Source organism: Nocardiopsis sp. NPDC101807 (genome assembly GCF_044766605.1).
In the GTDB taxonomy this organism is placed as follows: Bacteria; Actinomycetota; Actinomycetes; order Streptosporangiales; family Streptosporangiaceae; genus Nocardiopsis; species Nocardiopsis tropica.
On record NZ_JBIWMK010000004.1, the window covers coordinates 414,745 to 436,171 of the forward strand.

At 72.3% G+C, this 21,427-nt stretch carries 14 protein-coding genes and 1 other RNA gene; 12 read left to right on the plus strand and 3 right to left on the minus strand.

The features are described 5' to 3' along the window. Positions 1–294: 294 nt before the first annotated feature. The 8 genes from ACIRPH_RS14770 (at position 295) to ACIRPH_RS14805 (ending at position 13,003) form a co-directional block, all read left to right on the plus strand. Positions 295–5,163: an NAD-glutamate dehydrogenase gene (locus ACIRPH_RS14770; RefSeq protein WP_402914133.1), complete on the plus strand. Its 4,869-nt coding sequence runs from the start codon at positions 295–297 to the stop codon at positions 5,161–5,163. 87 nt (positions 5,164–5,250) lie between these two features. Next, positions 5,251–6,360 carry a peptide chain release factor 2 gene (gene prfB, locus ACIRPH_RS14775; protein ID WP_402914808.1) on the plus strand — a complete coding sequence of 370 codons (1,110 nt, stop codon included), beginning with the start codon at positions 5,251–5,253 and terminating at the stop codon, positions 6,358–6,360. A gap of 423 nt (positions 6,361–6,783) precedes the next feature. Further along, positions 6,784–7,473: a cell division ATP-binding protein FtsE gene (gene ftsE / locus ACIRPH_RS14780; protein ID WP_267948329.1), complete on the plus strand. Its 690-nt coding sequence runs from the start codon at positions 6,784–6,786 to the stop codon at positions 7,471–7,473. Positions 7,474–7,531: 58 nt separating this feature from the next. Then, complete coding sequence (gene ftsX, locus ACIRPH_RS14785; protein WP_402914137.1) at positions 7,532–8,443, plus strand: permease-like cell division protein FtsX; 912 nt, start codon at positions 7,532–7,534, stop codon at positions 8,441–8,443. A 74-nt stretch (positions 8,444–8,517) separates the two neighbouring features. Then, positions 8,518–8,985 carry an SsrA-binding protein SmpB gene (smpB, locus tag ACIRPH_RS14790; RefSeq protein ID WP_267948331.1) on the plus strand — a complete coding sequence of 156 codons (468 nt, stop codon included), beginning with the start codon at positions 8,518–8,520 and terminating at the stop codon, positions 8,983–8,985. Between the two features lie 23 nt (positions 8,986–9,008). Further along, positions 9,009–10,952: a penicillin-binding transpeptidase domain-containing protein gene (locus tag ACIRPH_RS14795; RefSeq protein ID WP_402914140.1), complete on the plus strand. Its 1,944-nt coding sequence runs from the start codon at positions 9,009–9,011 to the stop codon at positions 10,950–10,952. A gap of 410 nt (positions 10,953–11,362) precedes the next feature. After that, positions 11,363–11,734: a transfer-messenger RNA gene (gene ssrA, locus ACIRPH_RS14800) on the plus strand. A gap of 465 nt (positions 11,735–12,199) precedes the next feature. Continuing rightward, a complete protein-coding gene (locus ACIRPH_RS14805; RefSeq protein ID WP_402914142.1) occupies positions 12,200–13,003 on the plus strand; it encodes a class I SAM-dependent methyltransferase in 804 nt (267 codons plus the stop codon). Positions 13,004–13,197: 194 nt separating this feature from the next. On the opposite strand, the gene ACIRPH_RS14810 is transcribed toward ACIRPH_RS14805, so the two are convergent. Both ACIRPH_RS14810 and nagA read right to left on the minus strand, forming a co-directional pair. Continuing rightward, positions 13,198–13,506: a hypothetical protein gene (locus ACIRPH_RS14810; protein WP_402914145.1), complete on the minus strand. Its 309-nt coding sequence runs from the start codon at positions 13,504–13,506 to the stop codon at positions 13,198–13,200. Positions 13,507–13,610: 104 nt separating this feature from the next. Next, complete coding sequence (gene nagA / locus ACIRPH_RS14815; protein ID WP_402914147.1) at positions 13,611–14,759, minus strand: N-acetylglucosamine-6-phosphate deacetylase; 1,149 nt, start codon at positions 14,757–14,759, stop codon at positions 13,611–13,613. A 619-nt stretch (positions 14,760–15,378) separates the two neighbouring features. Between nagA and ACIRPH_RS14820 the strand changes: the two genes are divergently transcribed. Further along, positions 15,379–15,894, plus strand: coding sequence for an NADPH-dependent FMN reductase (locus tag ACIRPH_RS14820; RefSeq protein WP_402914150.1), 516 nt, complete (start codon positions 15,379–15,381; stop codon positions 15,892–15,894). A gap of 105 nt (positions 15,895–15,999) precedes the next feature. Here ACIRPH_RS14820 and ACIRPH_RS14825 read toward each other — a convergent pair whose 3' ends face one another. Further along, positions 16,000–16,947 (minus strand): hypothetical protein, encoded by a 948-nt coding sequence (locus ACIRPH_RS14825; protein ID WP_402914153.1) that lies wholly within the window; start codon positions 16,945–16,947, stop codon positions 16,000–16,002. A 296-nt stretch (positions 16,948–17,243) separates the two neighbouring features. On the opposite strand from ACIRPH_RS14825, the gene ACIRPH_RS14830 reads away from it, so the two are divergent. Genes ACIRPH_RS14830 through ACIRPH_RS14840 form a run of 3 tightly spaced genes read left to right on the plus strand, consistent with a single transcriptional unit; the run spans position 17,244 to position 21,282 of the window. Beyond that, the gene (locus ACIRPH_RS14830) at positions 17,244–19,154 is read left to right on the plus strand and encodes a GDSL-type esterase/lipase family protein (RefSeq protein WP_402914156.1); all 1,911 of its coding nucleotides are present in this window, start codon (positions 17,244–17,246) and stop codon (positions 19,152–19,154) included. After that, on the plus strand, positions 19,154–21,145 hold the full coding sequence (locus ACIRPH_RS14835) for a hypothetical protein (RefSeq protein WP_402914159.1): 1,992 nt from the start codon (positions 19,154–19,156) through the stop codon (positions 21,143–21,145). The genes ACIRPH_RS14830 and ACIRPH_RS14835 overlap by 1 nt, the downstream gene beginning before the upstream one ends. Then, on the plus strand, positions 21,142–21,282 hold the full coding sequence (locus ACIRPH_RS14840; RefSeq protein ID WP_402914162.1) for a hypothetical protein: 141 nt from the start codon (positions 21,142–21,144) through the stop codon (positions 21,280–21,282). The genes ACIRPH_RS14835 and ACIRPH_RS14840 overlap by 4 nt, the downstream gene beginning before the upstream one ends. Positions 21,283–21,427 lie beyond the last annotated feature (145 nt).

A 21,427-nucleotide genomic window follows, 5' to 3' on the forward strand; every position in this document is an offset into this window, starting at 1 on the left:
CACCGCAATCCAGTTCTAACAGTACGTAACCGTCGTGTAACGGTGTTGGTCCTGCCCTCGCGTCCGAAAAGCAGTAGCCTGGTCAGCGGACGAGGCCGGAACAACGAGGTCCCGCGCCTCGCCCCTCCACCGCCTGTGCGCACAGGCTCAACCCAACACCATGGCCGTGGGGGTTCCTTGCGGCCCAAGGCCCTCACGTCGAATCACACCCATGCACAGAAGTTCACAGGTCATATGACCGGGTGTTCTCTCAGCGCTCGTGCGACGTTGCTCACAAAGGAGTGAGATAGCCACATGACCGGGCAATCCGACGTCATCCTCCAGAAGCTGCTCAGCGAGGCGGCCGCCAAGTGGTCCCCGGGGACGCGACTCAGTCCCGAGGAGGCCGACGCGGTGCGGCGCTTCCTTCCCCTCTACTACCGCCACACGGACCCCGAGGAGATCTCCGGGCGCACCCCGGAGCAGATCTGCGGTCCGGCCGGGGCCCACCGCGCCTTCGGCGCCGAACGCGCCCCGGGGCGGGCCAAGGTCCGCGTGTACACCCCCTCCGCGGACCGCGACGGCTGGGAGCAGCAGACCAGCGTCGTCGAGGTCGTGACCGACAACGCGCCCTTCCTCGTCTCGTCCGTGACCATGGCGCTCAACGAGCTCGGAGCGGGCGCCCGGCTGATCATCCACCCGCAGATGACCGTCGGCCGCGACCTCGCGGGCCGCCTGGTGAGGGTGGACCCGGAGCTCGGAGGGGAGGGCCTGCTCCCCACCGACGAGTCCTGGATGCACATCGAGATCGACCGGCAGTCCGACCCCGAGCGGGTCAAGGAGATCACCGACCGCGTGGAGAGCGTCCTCAACGACGTCCGCTACGTGGACGAGGACGCCGCCAAGATGAGCAACCGGGCCATCCGGATCGCCGACGAGCTCGCCGCCTACCCCGACCGCCTCGCGGCCGGAGGGGTCGACCCGCGCGAGATCGGCGAGAGCGTCGACTTCCTGCGCTGGACGGCCGGCCGCCACTTCACCTTCATGGGCTACCGCGAGTACGCCCTGGTCACCGACGAGAACGGCGACGACTCCCTGCGCCCCGAGCCCGGATCCGGCCTCGGCGTCCTGCGCATGGACTCGCCCGCCTCCACCAGCTTCGCCGCACTGCCCCCCGAGATCCGCGCCAAGGCACGCGAGCCCTACATCCTGGTCCTCACCAAGGCCAACTCCCGGGCCACCGTCCACCGCCCCAAGTACCTGGACTACATCGGGGTCAAGAAGTTCGACGCCCAGGGCAACATCGTCGGCGAGCGCCGGTTCCTGGGGCTGTTCACCTCCCAGGCCAACACCACCAGCATCGCCCAGATCCCGATCCTGCGGCGCAAGCAGGCCGAGGTGCTGGCCCTGGCCGGGTTCGAGGCCGACAGCTACGACGGCTCCGACCTCATCGAGCTCCTGGAGACCTTCCCCCGGGAGGAACTCCTCCAGATCCCCGTGAACGAGCTGTACAACATCGTCCGCGGCGTCCTGCGCCTGCGCGACCGCCGCGGCACCAAGCTGTTCATGCGCCGCGACCCCTACGGGGGCCGCTACATGTCCTGCTTCGTGTACATGCCGCGCGACCAGTACAGCACCCGGGTGCGCCTCGACATCCAGAAGGTCCTCGCCGACGCCTTCCAGGGCGCCACGATGGACCACAACGTGATGATCGGCGCCGCGCCGCTCGCCCGCCTGTACCTGGTGGCCCGCGCGGAGCACGGCCGGACCCTCGCCGACATCGACCAGGTCTCCCTGGAGGAGAAGGTCCGCAACGCCGCCCGCTCCTGGGACGCCGACTTCGACGACGCGCTCACGGAGGCCTTCGGCCCCGTCCGGGCCACCGCGTACAAGGAGCGCTACGGCAGCGGCATCACCGAGGCCTACAAGGTCGACAACAGCCCCGCCACGGCCGCCGGCGACATCGGCGTGCTGGAGGAGCTGATGGGCCGCACCGACCCCGACGAGCGGCACGGCGCGTTCTCCGCCAGCCTCTACCGGAGGGAGGCGGACGGCCCCCGCGCCTGGCGGTTCCGGCTCTACCGGATCGGCGAGCCCATCTCGCTGTCCCGCGTCCTGCCCGTCCTGGAGGACCTCGGGGTCGAGGTCGTGGACGAGTGGCCCTCCGACATCTCCGTGCAGGGCGTCGGCAAGGTGTGGGTCTACGACTTCGGCCTCGGCCCCATCCCCGAGTCCGACCTCCGGCCCGACCGCCTCAAGGCGCTGTTCGAGGAGGCCTTCGACGCCTCCTGGCGCGACCTCGGCGAGTCCGACCGGTTCAACGCCCTGGTCGTGCGTGCGGGGCTGGACTGGCGCCAGCTCACCGTCCTGCGCGCCTACGCCAAGTACCTGCGCCAGACCGGGGCCACGTTCACCCCGGACTACCTGGCCGACGTCCTCGTCGCCAACGTCGGGATCGCCAACCTGCTGGTCGAGCTGTTCGAGGCCCGCTTCGACCCCGACCAGCCCGATGCTGGCCGCGACGAGCGCGCCGACGCGATCATCAGCAAGGTCGAGGGCGAGCTGGAGGCCGTGGCCAGCCTGGACCACGACCGCATCCTGCGCTCCTTCCTGGCGGTCATCCGCGCCACCCTGCGCACCAACCACTACCAGGGGCGCCCCTACCTGGTGCTCAAGCTCAACCCGCAGGCGATCCCGGACCTGCCCCACCCGCGGCCGCGGTTCGAGATGTTCGTGTACTCCCCCCGGGTGGAGGGCGTGCACCTGCGCTTCGGCTCGGTCGCGCGTGGCGGACTGCGCTGGTCCGACCGCTTCGAGGACTTCCGCACCGAGGTCCTCGGCCTGGTCAAGGCCCAGATGGTGAAGAACTCCGTGATCGTCCCCAGCGGGGCCAAGGGCGGGTTCGTCTGCAAGCGCCTGCCCGAGAACGGCACCCGCGAACAGGTCATGGCCGAGGTCGTCTCCTGCTACAAGGACTTCATCAGCGGCCTGCTCGACGTCACCGACAACCTCGTCGACGGCCGGGTGGTGCACCCCGAGCGCACCGTCCTGCACGACGGGGACGACTCCTACCTGGTCGTGGCCGCCGACAAGGGCACCGCGACCTTCTCCGACACGGCGAACGCCATCTCCACCGAGCGCGGGTTCTGGCTCGGCGACGCCTTCGCCTCGGGCGGATCGGTCGGCTACGACCACAAGGCCATGGGCATCACCGCGCGCGGCGCCTGGGAGTCGGTCAAGTACCACTTCCGCGAGATGGGCGTCAACGTGCAGGAGGAGCCGTTCACCGCCGTCGGCGTCGGCGACATGTCCGGCGACGTGTTCGGCAACGGCATGCTCCTCAGCAAGCAGACCAAGCTGGTGGCCGCGTTCGACCACCGCCACGTCTTCCTCGACCCGGACCCCGACCCGCACACCTCGTGGGCGGAGCGCAAGCGGCTGTTCGACCTGCCGCGGAGCACCTGGGAGGACTACGACCCCGCCCTGCTCTCCGCGGGCGGCGGGGTGCACCCGCGCACGGCCAAGTCCGTGCCGGTCACCCCGCAGGTGCGGAAGGTCCTGGGCATCGACGGGGACGTCGCCTCGCTCACACCGGACGAGCTGATCCGGCACATCCTCACCTCGCCGGTCGACCTGCTCTGGAACGGCGGCATCGGCACCTACGTCAAGGCCAGCACCCAGACGCACGCCGACGCCGGCGACAAGGCCAACGACCAGGTCCGCGTCGACGCCACGGAACTGCGCGTCAAGGTGGTCGGCGAGGGCGGCAACCTGGGCCTGACCCAGCCCGCCCGCATCGAGTTCGCCCGGGAGGGCGGCCGGGTCAACACCGACTTCATCGACAACTCCGCCGGTGTGGACACCTCCGACCACGAGGTCAACATCAAGATCATGCTCGACCGCGAGGTGCGGGCGGGCAGCCTCGGCAAGGGCGACCGGGACCAGCTGTTCATCGACATGACGGACGAGGTCGCCGACCTGGTCCTGGACAACAACTACGCCCAGAACACGGTCCTGGGCGCCGCGCGCAAGCAGGACCGGCAGATGCTGCACGTGCACGGCCGGTACATGCGGCACCTGGAGCGCACGAAGGTCCTCAAGCGCAAGCAGGAGGACCTGCCCTCGGACAAGACCATCGCGGAGCGGCGCGCCGCGGGCAAGGGCCTGACCGGGCCGGAGTTCGCGACGCTGCTGTCGTACACCAAGATCAGCCTCAAGGACCAGATCGCCGCGTCCGACCTGGCCGAGGACCCGTACCTGGCCGACACCCTGACCGGTTACTTCCCCACGCCCCTGCGGTCGGAGCGCTTCGCCGAGGGCGTGGCCTCCCACCCGCTGCGGCGGGAGATCATCGTCAACCAGGTCGTCAACCAGCTCGTCAACCGCTCCGGGGTGACGTTCGCGTTCCGCCTCAACGAGGAGCTGGGGTCCGGCGCCGCGGACATCGCCCGCGCGTTCCTGGTGGTCCAGGAGGTGCTCCAGCTCCGCAGGTTCTGGGGCGCGGTCGAGGAGCTGGACCACGAGATCTCGGTGGACAGCCAGCTCTCCCTCCTGCTGGAGACGCGCAAGCTGGCCGAGCGCTCCGCCCGGTGGCTGCTGCGCAACCGCACCTTCCCCTTCGACATCCGCAGCGAGATCGGCTTCTTCGCCGACGGCGTCGGGGAGGTGCTGCCCCGCCTGGTCGAGATGCTCCGGGGACGCGACCGCGAGGCGTTCGACGAGCGCCGCGACCGCTACGTGTCGATGGGGGTGCCCTCCGGCCTCGCCGAGCGGGTCGCCGCCATGGTGCCCGCGTACTCCACCCTGGACCTGGTGGAGATCGCGCGCCGCACCGGCCGACCGGTCGCCAAGGTCGCGGAGCTGTACTTCGCCCTGGCCGACCGGCTCAACATCAGCTGGTGGCGCGAGCGCATCATCGACCTGCCGCGCGACGACCGGTGGGCCACGATGGCGCGTTCGGCGCTGCGCGACGACCTGTACGCCGCGCACGCCGACCTCACCGGCCGGGTCCTGGAGAGCGGGCCGTCGGAGGACACCGCCGAGCTGATCGCCGCCTGGCTGGCGCAGAACAGCGAGACGGTGGAGCGCGCCGGCATCACCCTGTCGGAGATCCAGGAGCACGAGCGGTTCGACCTGGCCACGCTGTCGGTGGCCCTGCGGTCCTTCCGCTCCCTGGTCGACTAGCCCGGACCGGAGCGCCGGAGGGCCCCGCGCGACGCCGCGCGGGGCCCTGCCGCGTCCCGGGGTCCTACACTGGGGACCGTGGCAGACATGGACCCAGCAGAGAAGATCAAAGAACTCGCGGCGACCCTGGCGAGCGTCTCCGCAGTGTTGGACCTGGAGGCGATGGGCACCCAGATCGCCGAGCTGCGCGAGCAGTCCGCGGACCCCGAGCTGTGGGCCGACCAGGACAACGCGCAGAAGGTGACGCGCCGCCTCTCCGTCCTGGAGTCCACGGTCAACAAGGTCAACGGCATCAGCCAGCGGCTCGACGACCTCGGCGTCCTCTTCGAGCTGGCCGAGGTCGAGGACGACGCGGACACCAAGGACGAGGCCGAGCGCGAGCTCGAGCAGCTGCGCAAGGAGATCGGCGAGCTGGAGGTGCGGACCCTGCTCAACGGCCCGCACGACGAGAGCGAGGCCATCGTCACCATCAACTCCCAGGCCGGCGGCGTGGACGCGGCCGACTGGGCGCAGATGCTCCAGCGCATGTACCTGCGCTGGGCGGAGCGGCACGGCTACCCTACGGAGGTCTACGAGACCTCCTACGCCGAGGAGGCGGGCATCAAGTCCACGTCCTTCGCGGTCAAGTCGGCCTTCGCCTACGGCACCCTCCGCGGCGAGCACGGCACGCACCGCCTGGTGCGCATCTCGCCGTTCGACAACCAGAACCGGCGCCAGACCTCCTTCGCGGGCGTCGACGTCGTGCCGATGGTCGAGAAGAGCGACCACATCGACATCGACGAGAAGACCGAGCTGCGCATCGACGTGTACCGCTCCAGCGGTCCGGGCGGCCAGGGCGTCAACACCACCGACTCGGCGGTGCGCATCACCCACCTGCCGACCGGGATCGTGGTGTCCTGCCAGAACGAGCGCTCGCAGCTGCAGAACAAGGCGACCGCCATGTCGATGCTCCAGTCCAAGCTCCTCGCGCGCAAGCGCGAGGAGGAGCAGGCGGCGCTGGACGAGATCCGCGGTGACTCGGTGAGCAGCTGGGGGACCCAGATGCGCAACTACGTGCTCCAGCCCTACCAGAGCGTCAAGGACGTGCGCACCGGCATGGAGACCGGCAACACGTCGGCGGTCCTCGACGGGGAGATCGACGATTTCATCGACGCGGAGATCCGCTGGATGCGCAGCCGCGAGCGCGAGGACGGCTAGGCCGTGTCCCGCGGATCGTCCCGGGCCCGCGTCCGCCGGGCCGGACCGCGTCGCCCGCGGTCCGCGCCCGGCGGCGCCCCGGGAGCGGCCGGGACCCGCCGCGGGTGAGGAGACACGCCCGGTCGCGGAAGCGATACCGCGGGTGTCCGGGCGGGGCGGGCGGGGGCGCCGTAGCCCAATGGTGATGAGTACGACTCCGCAGTTTTACCGAAGTTGCTATATGTGAACGTTATCATCGGTTGACACCTCCGATATGCTCGTGGCTGCTGTCCGAGAGTGCACTGACGTTGCGGGCGAGACGCGACCTGGACAATCCGGGCCGCTCCCCCCTCTACACTGTCGGTTGGCCATGTGGCCGGTACGACCCGAGCGGAGTATCCTCCGCCAGGTCGCCCATACCTTCGAGAGCCTTGTGATGCGCCTGTGATCCACTTCGAGAACGTCACCAAGCAGTACCCGACCCAGAAGCGTCCCGCGCTCGACGGTGTTTCCATCGACGTGGACAAGGGCGAGTTCGTCTTCCTGGTGGGCCCGTCCGGCTCCGGTAAGTCGACCTTTCTCCGCTTGGTGCTCAAGGAGGAGAAGCCCGACAAGGGACGCGTCCACGTCGCCGGCAAGGACCTCGCGCGGCTTTCCAACTGGAAGGTCCCGCACCTGCGCCGACGCATCGGATGCGTCTTCCAGGACTTCCGACTCCTGCCGAACAAGAACGTCTTCGAGAACGTCGCCTTCGCCCTGGAGGTCATCGGCAAGCCGCGGCGCTTCATCCGCAAGGTCGTGCCCGAGGTCGTCGAACTCGTCGGCCTGGAGGGCAAGGCCGGGCGCATGCCCAACGAGCTCTCCGGTGGTGAGCAGCAGCGCGTGGCCATCGCCCGCGCCTTCGTCAACCGCCCGCAGATCCTGCTGGCCGACGAGCCCACCGGAAACATCGACCCCGCGACCTCCATCGGCATCATGAAGGTGCTGGACCGAATCAACCGCACGGGCACCACCGTCGTCATGGCGACACACGACGCCGCCATCGTCGACTCGATGCGCAAGCGCGTGATCGAGCTTGAAGAGGGCCTGGTAGTGCGCGACCAGACGCGCGGCGTCTACGGCCAGGCGTACTGACCTCCTTGCTGCGAGGACCGGCGCGGCAAAGCCCCGAAGGATGGACCTTTAACAGATCATGCGAGCACAATTCGTTCTCTCCGAGACGTGGATCGGCCTGCGTCGAAACCTGACGATGACCATCGCCGTCATCACGACGGTGGCCATCTCCCTCAGCCTGTTCGGCGCCGGTCTGCTGGTCAACCAGCAGGTCTCCGAGATGCGCACCTACTGGGACGAGCGGATCACGCTGACCGTCTACATGTGCACCGACATCTCGCCGACCAGCATCTGCGAGGAGAACGGCGCGGCGACGGAGGAGGACCGCACCGAGCTGGCCGCCAAGCTGGACGGCATGAACGAGGTCGCCGGCTACGAGTACCTGACCCCGGCCCAGGCCTGGCAGGACTTCCAGGACCGGCTCGGCGCCTCCAACGAGGCCCTGGCCGGCGCCGCCCAGGAGGGTGACATCCCGGACAACTACCGGGTGCAGCTCACCGACCCGTCGCACTACGACGCGGTGCGCGCCGCGGTCCAGGGGTCGCCCGGCGTCGACAGCGTCTCCAACGACAGGGGCCTGCTGGAGCAGTTCTTCGGTCTGCTGGACGTCCTCAAGTGGGCCGCCCTGGTCGTCGCCCTCGTGCAGCTGGCCGCGGCCGCGCTGCTGATCGGCAACACGATCAGGCTCTCCGCCTACAGCCGCCGCCGGGAGACCGGCATCATGAGGCTGGTCGGCGCGTCCAACTTCTACATCCAGCTGCCGTTCCTCCTCGAGGGCGCGATCGCCGGTTTCGCCGGCGGTCTGATCGCCTCCGGGTTCATCGTGGCCACACGGTTCACGCTGCTCACCCGGATCGAGGAGTGGTTCCAGTTCGACGTCGCCCTCGGCACGGGCGCGCTGATGTACGTCATCGGCGTGTCGATGATCCTCGGTGTGCTGCTGTGCGCCGTGACCTCGTTCCTCACCCTGCGCCGCTACCTGAAGGTCTGACGCGGCCGCCGGGGGGGCGGAAAGACCACAACCGGGGGGCCTCGTGCCCCCCGGACGTATGAAGGGACAGACCTGTGGCACGGGAAACCGGGCACAAGCTCATCGCGCAGAACAAGCGAGCCCGGCACGACTACCACATCGACGAGACCTACGAGGCGGGTCTGGTCCTCACGGGCACCGAGGTCAAGTCGCTCCGGCAGGGCCGGGCCTCCCTCGTCGACGGCTTCGCCCACATCAACGACGGCGAGGTGTGGCTGGAGAACGTGCACATCCCGGAGTACTCACAGGGAACCTGGACCAACCACGCGGCCCGGCGATCGCGTAAGCTACTCCTGCACCGCGAGCAGATCTCCCGGCTCATCGGGAAGACCCGGGAGCCCGGTCACACGCTGGTACCGCTTTCCCTGTACTTCAGCGACGGCCGGGCCAAGGTCGAGATCGCTCTGGCCCGCGGTAAGCGTGAGTACGACAAGCGCCACGACATCGCCGAGCGCGAGGCGAAGCGGGACATGGAACGCGCGCTCCGCCGCCGCAACCGATGAGGCGCCCGAAAGGAACACACACGGTGTCCCCCCGTCCCCTTGGCCGGTTCACGGCCGTCGGCAGCGCACTGATCCTCGCCGCCACCCTGGCCGCCTGCACACCGAACCCCAGTCCGGAGGTGGCGGTCAGGTCCTTCCTGCTCGCCTGGCAGGACGGGGACCACGAGGGGGCCGCGGCGTACACCGACGGCGACCCCGAGGAGGTCGCGGGCGCGCTCACGGACATGCGCGAACAGCTCGACCTGGCGTCCCTGCGCTTCGGCCTGGGCCCCATCACCCGTGAGGGCGACGCGGCCGACGCCGAGTTCGAGGTGCACGCCGACCTCGGCATCGGCGACCCGACATGGAACTACACCGGCCGTATGCCCCTGGTGTGGGGCGCGGACGGCTGGAAGATCAGCTGGTCGTCGAGCGTCCTGCACCCCGACCTCAGCGAGAACGAGCGGTTGGCGGTCAGCTACGAGAGCCAGGAGCGGGGGCAGATCCTCGACCGCGAGGGCGAGCCGCTGGTCTCCGCGGACAGCGTGACCGCGTTCGGCGTGTTCCCCGCCGAGATGGAGGACAAGGAGGCCGGGGTCACCCAGCTCGCCGAACTCCTGGAGGAGGACCCCGACCCGCTCCTCAACCGGGTGCGCTCCGCCCCGCCCGAGCAGTTCCAGCCGCTCGTGCTCATGCGCGGCTCCAGCGTGGACGAGAACCTGCTGAGCGAGGCCGGGAGGATCTCCGGCGTCGACACGCAGGAGGTCGAGATCAACCTGACGCCGTCAATGGCGCCGTTCCTGCTGGGCGAGGTCGCCGGCACCTCCGAGCACCGGGTGTCCTCCCGTGTGCCGGGCCCCTACCAGGCGGGCGACACGATCGGGCTGAGCGGCCTCCAGAACATCTTCCAGCACGAGCTGGCGGGCTCCGGCACCACCCAGGTCGTCTCCCTGGACGACGGCGGAGAGGTCACCGACGTCCTCGACTCGTGGGCGGGGGAGCTCAGCGGGGTCATCGACACCACCCTGGACTCGGGCGTGCAGCGCGCCGCGGAGACGGCCCTGGGGACCCTGCCCGACAACGGCTACCTGGTGGCCGTGGACGCCGCCAGCGGCGAGGTCCTGGCGGCCGCCAACGCCTCCGGCAACACCACCGACGACGCGGCCCTCACCGGCTCCTACGAGCCCGGGGGAGCCTTCACGATGGTGTCGGCCCTGGCGGCGCTGGAGTCCGGCGCCACCACGCGCGACGGCGTGGTGCCGTGCGGTTTCTCGGCCGAGGTCGGCGGACGGACCTACGTCAACCCCAGCAGCGGGTTCCTGTCCGGGGAGCCGGACCTGGCCCGCAACCTGGCCTTCATCTGCAACGTCGGGTTCGTGGAACTCGGCTCCGAGGTGGGGGCCGACGCCCTGGCCGAGACGTCGCAGAAGCTGGGCATCGGCGCCGAGTGGCAGCTGCCCGTCCCCGCGTCCTCCGGCGCAGTCTCCATCGGCGGCGCCGACGAGGACGTCGCCTCCGCCATGATCGGCGAGCACGGCGTCCGGGTGAGCCCGCTGAGCATGGCGCTCGCCGCGGGGGCCGTCGCCGACGGCACCTGGCACGCTCCCACCCTGGTCCGGCAGGAGGGCCCGTCCCCGGCCGGAGCCGAGGCCCTGGACGAGGCCCACCTGGAGGTGGTGCGCACGGGGATGCGCGACGCCGTCGTCAACCGGATGCCCGAACTGCTCGCCGGCGGGGGAGAGGTGTACGGCCAGGCCGCCCGCACCGAGCAGGACGGCACCGCGCTGCACTGGTTCGTGGGCTACAAGGACGGGGTCGCCTTCGCGGTCCTGGCCGAGGTGGACCCGAGCATGACCGCGTGGTCGCAGTACGCGGTGGACGCCACGAACGTCTTCCTGAACACCCTGGCCTCCGGAGCTCCCCCCGAGGGGACGGCCCCGCTGAACGAGGCCGAGCTCACCGGGGGCGGGGAGCAGGTCGGCTGGTAGCGGCCGGCGGGCCCCGCCCCCGCCCCGGCCGGCGGAGGTTCCGCGCCGGGCAAGGAGCGGCAAAGAACGGTCCCCCCGGGCAACTCCCGGGGGGACCGCTCGCGTCTTCCCCTGTGACTGGGACCGCCACGGGGGTAGCGGACCAGTACGTGGGGCAGGACCTCATCTCGGGGGAGATCCTGCCGGTTCCCACGAGGTCGGCCGGACCCTGCCGACCGCCCCCCGTGAGCCGCGTCGACCACTTCTCGCGTCCGCGCTCACGGGGGTTCTCCGCGTCCGGGAGGATTCGGCGTCCCGGGCGGGAATCAGCTTGGCCCCCGTGCCGTTGTAAGGGTAGAGTGACGGACGCACGGGCGTTCGCCGCTCGCGTGTCGGCCGCCCGCCTGACGGGGGGCTTTGACAATTCCACAGGGGGTGATCGGTTTCGACTTCGGTAGTCGTTCCAGGGGAAGCGGGTCGAGGGTTGCGTTTGTGACCTCGTTAATCCTGCATTCGCATAAACACAAGTGCCAATTCTAAGCGCACTGAGTTCGCTCTCGCTGCCTAAGCGATAGCGTCTCTGTCGACCTGGGCATGTCATCGGCCCAGGACTCGGCATCAACAAGGTGACTTACCGCTCAGATCAGGCCACGGGGCCTGAGCGGGACATTTTCGTGGCTGGGCCTGTCAGCGATGTGTCTGTGCAAGCGCTGGGGCCGAGCAGAACGACAGCGCAGACTGCACCCGGAGAAGCCCTGGCTCGGTGCTGAAGGACGCGGGTTCGATTCCCGCCACCTCCACGCGATGACGGGACGGTCCCGTGCGACGGCTCATGCCGCCGCGCGGGACCGTCCCGTCGTTCTGTCCGTGGACGCCTTCCCGGACCCGGCGCGCGGCCTCGCCCCGCGTCTCGCGGTCGGTTCGCGTCACCCCTGTTCCATGACGGTACGGCCCCGCCTGCGCGTGATCGCGCTCGCGGGGCCGTCCGTCGTTCCGGGCCCCGGTCCGCCGCGGTCGGCGGGCCGGGGCCCTCCGTGTGCCCGGACCCGTGACCACTCGGCGACGCCCACCGGGTTGTGACGCGGCCCGGCGCCACCGGCGCCGACCCGGAGGACGAGGCCCTCGTGCGGACCGCCGACGCCTTCGAGGCGCCCGGCCGGCGGCCCCCGGCCTCCCTTCCGCCGCCGGGGCGGAAGAAGTAGCCTCGTGGTCCCCTTGCCCGCGACCCGGCGGGCACGCGGAGCGCCTTCGACACGAGAGTCCTGCTGATGCCGAACAAGACAGCCGAGTCCCTCAACGCGAACCGTTCGTCCCTGGCGCACAAGGTGCGCTACGCGTTGCGCAACCCCGGGAGGGTGGTGCCCCACGTGCGCCGGGCCGTCCGGGACTGGAGACTGCGGATGACCCACCGGGACCACGTGGACTACTACCGGGCGGTGATGGCCTCCGACGCCGCCAGGGACCCCAGGGCCGCGGTGGGCAGCCGGAACGAGGAGCGCTGGCTGGCCCTGGGCCGGATGCAGTTCGACTACCTGGTCGAGCACGGCCTCGAGCCCGGGCACCGGATGCTGGACATCGGCTGCGGCAACCTGCGGGCGGGGTGGCGGCTGATCGACTACCTGGACGAGGGGGGCTACTACGGGATCGACATCTCCCCGGACATCCTCATCGCCGCCAAGGGGGTCCTCGTGGAGCGGGGGCTCCAGTCCAAGCTGCCGCACCTGACGATCACGCGGGACCTGACGTTCTCGTTCCTGCCCGAGGGCCGCTTCGACGTGGTGCACGCGCACAGCGTGTTCTCCCACTCGCCGATCGAGGTCATCGACGAGGCCCTGGCGAACGTGGAGAGGATCCTGGCGCCGGGCGGGTTCTTCGACTTCACGTTCGACCGCACCGAGGGCGAGGAGCACCAGGTGCTGCGCGAGGACTTCTACTACCGCACCGACACGCTGATCGCCCTGGCGGAGAAGCACGGGCTCGACGCGCGCTTCATGGAGGACTGGGAGGAGCGGCCGCACGGCCAGTCCAAGATCCGCGTCACCGCACGCGCGCCCCGTCCCGGGGCGGGCTGAGGCCGGGGCCCCGGGGGCCGCTTCCCGCCGGCCCCGGTCGTCCGCCCCCAATGAATCTACGTCGTAAAGGCCGGAGGGGATGCCACGCCCGCCGGGGGGAACGACCGGTTCCGGCGCACGCCCACGGGCGGCCCCGGACGCGTACGGGGGCGGCGCCGGTCGGCGCCGCCCCCGTACGCGCGGATGCGTGGTCGTCACGCCTCGGTGGCGCCCACCAGCCAGGCGACCTTGTGGGCCGTGACCCCGAGGCTCCCGCTGCTGCCGAGGTGGACCCCGAACGAGGCGAGGAACGCGTAGTCGAATTCCCTGCGTTCACAGATCACGTCCTCGACCGCGCAGGTGGACGCCGGATTGCTCACCCGCAGGTAGGGCGAGCGGCCGTCGACCACGTCCGCCCGGACGGAGTAGCGGGACAGTTCGCCGGCGAGTTTGCCGAGGTGCCCGTGTTCCTCGGAGGGCTCCTGGGTCGACTGCTCGTCCTCGGTCTGTCTCGACTGGGCCATGGCGCAGATCCTTTCGTGTCGAGCGCGGATGCTCTCCTCGATGCCCTGCCGCCATTGTGACTCAAGGTTATAATACCGTTACGCACCCGGATGGCGACACGCCGTCATGCCGTCCAGGCCCCCCGGTACATCACGTCGGACACGGTGAGCCCATCCGACATGACGACGAGGTCGGCGTGGCCCCCGACCTCGATCCGTCCCGCGCCGGCCAGGCCCAGCGCCGCCGCGGGGACCGACGACGCGGACCGCACCGCCTCGGGCACGCCGACCCCCAGCCCCTCGACCGCGTTGCGCACGGCCCGGGGCAGCACGATGGTGCTGGAGGCGATCGCCCCGTTCTCCACCAGCCGCGCCTCGCCGCCGCTCACGCGCACCCGCAGATCGCCCAGCGTGTACTCGCCGTCGCCCAGACCGGTCGCCGACATCGCGTCCGTCACCAGGGACACCCGGTCCGCGCCCGCGGCCGCGAACACGAGGGCCGCCGCGCCGGGGTGGACGTGCACGTTGTCCATGATCAGTTCGAGGGTCACCCGGCCGTCGTTCAGCGCGGCCGCGATCGGTCCCGGATCCCTGTGGTTGAGCGGCCTCATCGCGTTGTACACGTGGGTGGCCACCGTCGCCCCGGCGTCGAAGGCCGCCAGGGTCTGCTCGTAGCCGGCGTCGGTGTGCCCCACGGCGGCCACCACCCCCGAGGACACGGCGGCGCCGATCAGGTCCAGCGCGCCCGGGAGCTCGGGGGCCACCGTGACCATGCGCACGTGCCCCCGGCCGGCCTTCAGCCAGCGGTCGAACTCGGCCGTGTCCGGGTCGCGCAGCAGCTCCGGGTCGTGGGCCCCGCACTTCGAGCGGGCGATGAACGGCCCCTCCAGGTAGATCCCCGCGAGCTCCCCGGCGTCGCAGAGCTCGGCGAGCGCCGCCACCTGGCGGACGGTCTCCTCGGGGGTGGCGGCCACCAGGCCCCCCACCAGGGAGGTCACCCCGTGGCGGCGGTTGAAGGCGACGATCTCGCGGACGCCCTCCGGGTCAGCCTCGGGGAAGGCGTGCCCGGCCCCGCCGTGGATGTGGGTGTCGACCAGGCCGGGGACGACCCACGAGCCGGCGAGGTCGCGGACCTCGCCGGGGGAGGCTCCGGGGGAGGGGGCGTCCGAGCCGAGCGCGGCCACGCGGCCGTTCTCGACCCGCAGCCAGCCGTCGTGGACTCCGTCGGGGGTCACGACGCGCGCGTTGGTGAGCGTGACGGGGGTGTGGGCCATGTTCGAGCTCTCTCTGCGTCTGCGGCGCCCGGTGAACGGGAGGGCGAAGGTTGTGTGGCGCAAATTACATCGGCGTGCCGGCGCCGTGTGGAGGGGGGTGCGCTTCCCGCCGGTGCGCCCCGTATCCCCAGCGGAGCTGGGGCGTTCCGTCCCCTGGGACGGCTGTCCGAGGGCTGGACGGTACGTCGTCGGGGCCTGTCGTCGCGAGGCGGGGGGTCGGCACGCATTGACGATAGCGGCCGCCGCGCCTCATGATGGAGGCATGTCCGCCGGTGAGCTGCTTGTCCAGCGCCTGCATGTCGATCTGAGACAGCAGGCGAGCGCGCTCTGTCGTAGCTAGTGCCTTGCGGGGCCGCAGCCCCGCGCCACGGGTGTACCCCGTGACCGTGCCCTACCGCAGACACCGGACGCTCATCACTCCCAGTTCTGGGCCCGGGTCGTACCCCGGCCCGCGGAGCCTCCCTGCCAGGCCCGACGCACCGAGTCCCGGACGACGAGGTCCGCTCCCCGTGTCGGTAAGAGGAACGACGTCCTCTCCGGTGTCAGCACCCCGATCGCCGCCCCCCGACGTTTCCTCCGGTCGATCCCGGCTCGCTCTGACCGAACCCAGGAGTTCCGCATGACCCGCTTCACCGTGCTCGTCGCCGCCCCCCGCTCCCGTTCCGCCGTCCGCGACGCCGCCCTGCGCGCCGCCTCCGAGGTGGCCTCCCGCGCGGGGGTCGCCTCCGCCCCCGACGTCATCGACCTCGCGGAGCTGGGCCCCGAACTGCTCTCCGAGTCCTCCGAAGCCGTGGACGCCGCCCTGGACACGGTGCGGCGGAGCGACGTCCTGCTCGTCGCGTCCCCGCAGGCCCACGGCACCTACACCGGCCTGCTGAAGGTGTTCCTCGACCGCCTGCCCGAGCTGGGCCTGGGCCACACCGTCGCGGTCCCGCTGGCCGTCGTGGACGACCTGCGCAACAGCCACGGCATCGAGGAGGACCTGCGGATCCTGCTCGCCGACCTGGGCGCCTGGGTGGCCGAGCCCGGCCTGATCCTGGCCGACGACGAGACCGGCCGGCCCGACAGCGTCGTGCGGGCCTGGGCGGACGTCGCCGCTCCGGGGCTGCGCCAGGCCGTCTCCGTGGCCGCCTGACCCGCACCTGTCGTCCCCCGGCGGCGGGCCCGTGGCCGCCTGGCCCGGGCCCGCCGCCGTCTCCGGTGCGCGGCGGCGGCGCGGGGCTCCGCCGGGCGGCCGGGGTCAGGCCCCGGGCGCGTCCGTGCCGTGCGGGGAGGGGCCGGTCGGCGCGGCGTCGGCGAGGTGCGCCCGCCTGCGGCTGGTGTCGGCCTCGGCCCGGGCCACGTTGCCGCGCACCAGGACCACCACGACCAGGGTCAGCGCGAAGCCGCCGATCCGCAGCGCCAGCATGAGCGGGTCGTCGGGCAGCCGCTCCCCGAACAGGATCGTGCCCGTCACGACCATGAACACGTTGCCCGCCACGTTGGACACCGGTGCGGTGATCGACGCCCGGGAGCGCTGGAGCGAGGTCTGGAAGAGGACGATGCCCACCGCCCACCCGACCGCGTACAGGTAGGGGTAGGGGGACAGGAGCGCGGGGACCACGGCGGCCCACAGGCCGTGGTCGGCCAGCAGCCCGCCCAGGCCCTTGCCCTGGAGTCCGGCGCTTCCCTGGGCGAAGCCGGCCGCGGCGCCCAGGGCCGCCGCCGACATGGACCGGCCGCTGCCGCCGGTGAGGGCGACCACGGCCAGGCACACCGCCACGGTGGCCAGGCTGACGGTGACGAGCAGCCCCGGGTCGGCGGTGGTCCCGGTCTCCGCGCCGTCGGCGGTCGACAGGGTGAGCAGGCCCAGGGCGACCGGCATGAGGGCCAGGGCCACGTATTCGCCCCGGGTGATCCGGTCGCCCACGACGAGGGTGATGACGAGGATGCCGCACGCCACCCCGGCGGCGAACGCGGGCTGGGCCACGGACACCGGCGCCAGGCCGAGGGAGACGATGAGCCCCACGCTGCCGAGTGCGGTGAAGAGGCAGCCGAACACCCAGCGGGGGTTGCCGAGCAGTACGCGGGCCAGGTGGAGGGGGCGGTTGACCGAGATCGACTCCGACCCGTGCAGAGCACGCTGCTGCACGCTCAGGCCGACGGTGTAGACCACGGCGGACAGGAGCGCGACCAGGAGTCCGATCACGAGAGGGCCTTTCGGCTCGGAGGCGGCGGCATCGGGAGGGCCCGCGCGTCGGCGCCCGGCGCGGCGGCGCCGGGGCGGGGGGTTCGGCGGACGCGGGTGGCGCTAACGTCGGGATGCGCGGTCCCACATCGGCCGCCGGAGGACTTTGGACGGTTGACGACCTCCATATAACCAGTTCTAGTCTGGTCTGACGAGCCCCATGTCCTCGTCTGAACAGCCAGGGACGGAGCAGCTCCGGGAGTAGGCATAGAACCTGTTCCGGGGCTGTCGAAGGGCGCGACGGCGAGGAATGGGGCATGGTGAAGGACCCAGGCGAGCCCGGCGAGGACACCTCCGAGCCCCGGGGCGGGGCGGCCGGCCCTCTGCGCGCGGAGGCGGGGGACGGCGCGAACGGTGCCCCGGAACCGGACACGGAGGAGCACTCCTCCGCGGCGGGCGGGGCGGGCCCCCCGCCGTGGTCGCGGGCGGCGGGGCTGCTCCCGCCCGCGTGGCGCGGGTACGCGCGGGGCTTCTCGTGGCGCGGCCTGCCCTGGCCGCGCCCGGCCCCCTGGCGGTACCGCTCCTCGCGCTTCGAGCCCGGCCCGCTCGGGCTCCTGGGCGTCATGCTCGCGGCGATGGCCGTCACCCTCTTGCTCCTCCAGACCGGTTCGGGAGGGGTACGGGGCGAGGGGGACGGCGTCGCGGAGGAGCCCGTCACGGTTCCGGGGCCGCCCGCGGGCGAGCTGCGCCTCATGCTGGTCGGCGACTCCCTGACCCAGGGGAGCAGCGGCGACTACACCTGGCGCTTCCACCTGTGGTCCCACCTGCGGGAGGCCGGCGTCGAGATCGACTTCGTCGGGCCCCGCGACGACCTGTACGGGCTCGACGACGGGGAGCCCGGGAACCGGGACTACGCCGACCCCGGCTTCGACACCGACCACGCGGCGCGCTGGGGCACCTCCACGAGGGAACTCGCCACCGGCGTGGCGGAGGTGGCGGCCGAGCACGCCCCCCAGTACCTGCTGCTCCTCGCCGGGACCGAGGACATCCTGGCCGGGCGCGGGGCGGACCACGCGCTGGAGGGCATCGGCGAGACGGTGTCCACGGTCCGTGTCGTGCAGGGCGAGACGCGCTTCGTCATCGGTGAGCTGCCCGCGGTGGAGGGCACCGGCGACGACGGCCGGTTCAACGGGGAGATCGCCCGGTTCAACATGGGACTGGTCGACCTGGCCCGGCAGCTCACCTCCAGCGACTCGCCCGTGGTCGTCGCCCGGGTCGCCGACGGCTACGCGCCGGCGCGCGACAACTGGGACGAGGCGCACCCGAACGCGCGCGGCGAGCTGCGGATCGCCGCGGCGTTCGCCGACGCGCTCGCCGAGCCGCTGGGCGTGGGCCGGGCGTTCGAGCGCCCGCTCCCGCGCGTGCCCGTCGGGCCGCCGACCGCTCCCGAGCCCGTCGCGGAGGAGTCCGGGGACGGGCTCGTGCTGAGCTGGGAGGCCGTGCCCGGGGCGACCGGCTACCGGGTGGTGCAGCGCCGGGTGGAGCCCGATCCCGACGAGGCGTCGGTGCTGCCCGTCGAGGTGGAGGACGACGGCGGCGACAGGTCCGTGCTGGTGGGGTCGCTGTTCAGCGGTGCGCGGTACGAGTTCGTCGTGCGACCGTTCAAGGGCAGGGACGAGGGCGCGGAGTCCGAGCCCCTGCAGCTGGTGTGGGACGACGACCCGCCCCCCGGCCCCGACGGGATCGCGGTCCGGGACGGCGGGGCGACGGTGGTGTGGGACGCGGTGGAGGAGGCCTCCCACTACGAGGTGTGGGTGCGGCCGCTGGACTGCGTGTCCGCCGACGAGCGGAGGTCCCCGGCGGCCCCCGAGGACGCGGACGGGGTGCCGGGCCGCCCGGACGACGGGAACGCGGCCCCTCCGGACGGTGGCGCGCCCCCGTCGCCGCCGGCGCCGGACCCGGCCCCCACGGACCCGCCCCCGCCGGCCCCCGGTCCGACCCCGGAGCCCGAGGCGCCGCCGCCCGCCCCCTCGGAGCCCGACGGGGGCTGTGAACGGCGCGACGGCCGCGGCCCCGAGGACGGGGAGGGCTGGCGCACGCTCGGCTCGGCGGGGGAGGAGCCGCGCTGGACGGCGACGGTGTCGGGCGCCTACGAGGTCGTGGTCCGCTCCTACCGTGACTACGTGGAGGGCGGTTTCTCCGACAGCGCGCTCCTGGCGGGCGGCTGATGGCCGTGCGGAGCGGTGCCGCGGGCGGCGCCCGGGGGCTCCGGTGGGCGGCACGCCTGCTGCCGTGGGCGGTGGGCCTGCTCGCCGGTGTCCTGGCGCTCGGTCCGGCGCTCGGCCCCGGGTACGTGCTCCGCTACGACATGGTGTTCGTGCCGGACCTGTCCCCGGGCACGGTCCTGGAGGGGGCGGACGGCTTCCCCCGGGCCGTCCCCAGCGACGTGGTGGTGGCCGCGCTGTCGCGCGTGCTGCCGGGTGACGCGGTGCAGGCGCTGGCGCTGCTGGCGGTGTTCGCCGTGGGAGGGGCGGGGGCGTCCGTCCTGTTCGTCCGCGCGTCGGCGGGGAGCGGGCCGGTGCGGGCCGGGGCGCTGGCGGCTTCGGCCGCCGCGGGCCTGGCGTACGTGTGGAACCCGTTCGTCGCCGAACGCCTGCTGCTGGGCCAGTGGGCCGTGCTCCTGGGCTACGCGGGGCTGCCGTGGGTGGTGGGGGCCGTCGTCCGGTCGGCGGCGGTCCGGCCGGCAGCGGGGTTCGCCGGGGTCGTGCGCGCGCTCGTCCCGGCGGCCGTGGGCGGGTTCTCGTCCGTGGTGCTGACCGGGCTCACGGCGGGCCCGGTGGCTCTGTCGGGGGCCCGTCGGGCGCCCGACGGCGCCCCGCCCGGGGCGGTCGGACACGGCGGAGGCCGGTGGGCGCGGACCGGGATCTTCCTCGCGGCGCTGGTGACGGTCGCGCTGCCGTGGCTGCTGCCGTCGCTGACGAGCGGGGCGGGGACCGACCCGGCCGGGGTGGAGGCGTTCGCCGCCAGGTCCGACACCCCGTTCGGCACGGCGGTGTCCCTGCTGCTCCTGGGCGGGGTGTGGAACTCGGGGGCCGTTCCGGCGGGCTACGGCGAGCCGGTGACGGCCGCTGCGCGGCTGCTCCTGTGCCTGGCGGCGCTCGCGGGCTGGGCGTCGCTGCTGCGGAGGCGACGGCCCCCCTTCGGGGCGGGGCTCTCCGCGGCCGCCGTCGCGGGCCTGGCGATCGCCCTGCTCGGCGCCACCGCCCCCGGCCGCGAGCTCCTGGCCTGGCTGGTCGGGGTGTGGCCGGGGTTCGGGGTGCTGCGGGACGGACAGCTCTACGTCGCCCCCCTGGCGCTGGTGCAGGCGCTCGGGCTGGGTGCGGCGGTGCTGTGTCTGTCGGGCTCCTCCTCGGCGGGGGAGGGGGGCGCCCCGCCGGAGGGCCTCTCCGCGGCGGGCGCCGTCCGTTCCCCGGGGGGAGACGGCCCCCCGCCGGGGGGCGGCTCCCGCACGGAGCGCGCAGGACTGTGGCGGATGGTGCTGGCGGTGTTCGCGGGGCTCCTTCCCGTGGTGACCCTCCCCGGTCTCCTGTGGGGCGCGGGCGGTGCGCTGGCTCCCGCCGACTACCCGGCCCCCTGGCTGGAGGCCCAGCGGGCGGTGGCCGGGGACGGGCGCCCCGGGGCGGTGCTGGTGCTCCCGTGGAGCGCCTACCGGGGGATCGACTGGTCCGGCCGGCCGACCGTCGTGCTCGACCCGGCCACCAGGCTTTTCGACCGGCGGACGGTGTGGAACGACGACCTGGTGGTCGGCACGCCGGACGGCGGCGCGGTGGTGGTGACCGGCGAGGACGTCCGGGCCCGGGAGGTGGCCGGGCTGCTGCGGCCGGACCCGGGAACCGGCCTGCCCGAGCGGCTGGACCCCGGGGTCCTGGCCGGGGCCGGGGTGCGGTACGTGGCGGTGTCGGCACCGGTCGATAACCAGTTCTGGTCGGGGGTCGACGGGCTGTCCGTGGTGGTGGAGGGGGCCGACATGGTGCTTCTGGAGGTCCAGGATCACCACATCAAGGCGGATAAAGCCACCATCCCGGGGTTGGAAGTTACCGGCGGGTTAGTTACAGTTGGGGCAATCATCTGGTCTATGGCTAGATCAGGTTCTAGTCTCGTTTTCCAGTGCCTCGGCCCCAGTTCGGGGTCGGGCGCGCGGAAGGAGATCCCCAAGTGATCAAGGTAATCGCCGCCTGCGTCATCGGCGCGGCCCTGGCGGGGGGTGGCACCGTTCTGGCCACCAGCCTCGCCACGGACTCGACCGCGACCGTGGAGCCGGTGAACGAAACCCTCTACAACTACGGCGACCGCTAGGAAGCCCGAGTTCGACGGAGGACAGCGGGCGCCCCGTCCCCAGCGGGGCGCCCCCCCCGAAACCCCGCGGCCCCCGTCCCCGGCCGCCCCCCCACAGACGTCCGGTCGACGGGTCTGTTCGGCATGCGTTCCACCCTTCCCCCGC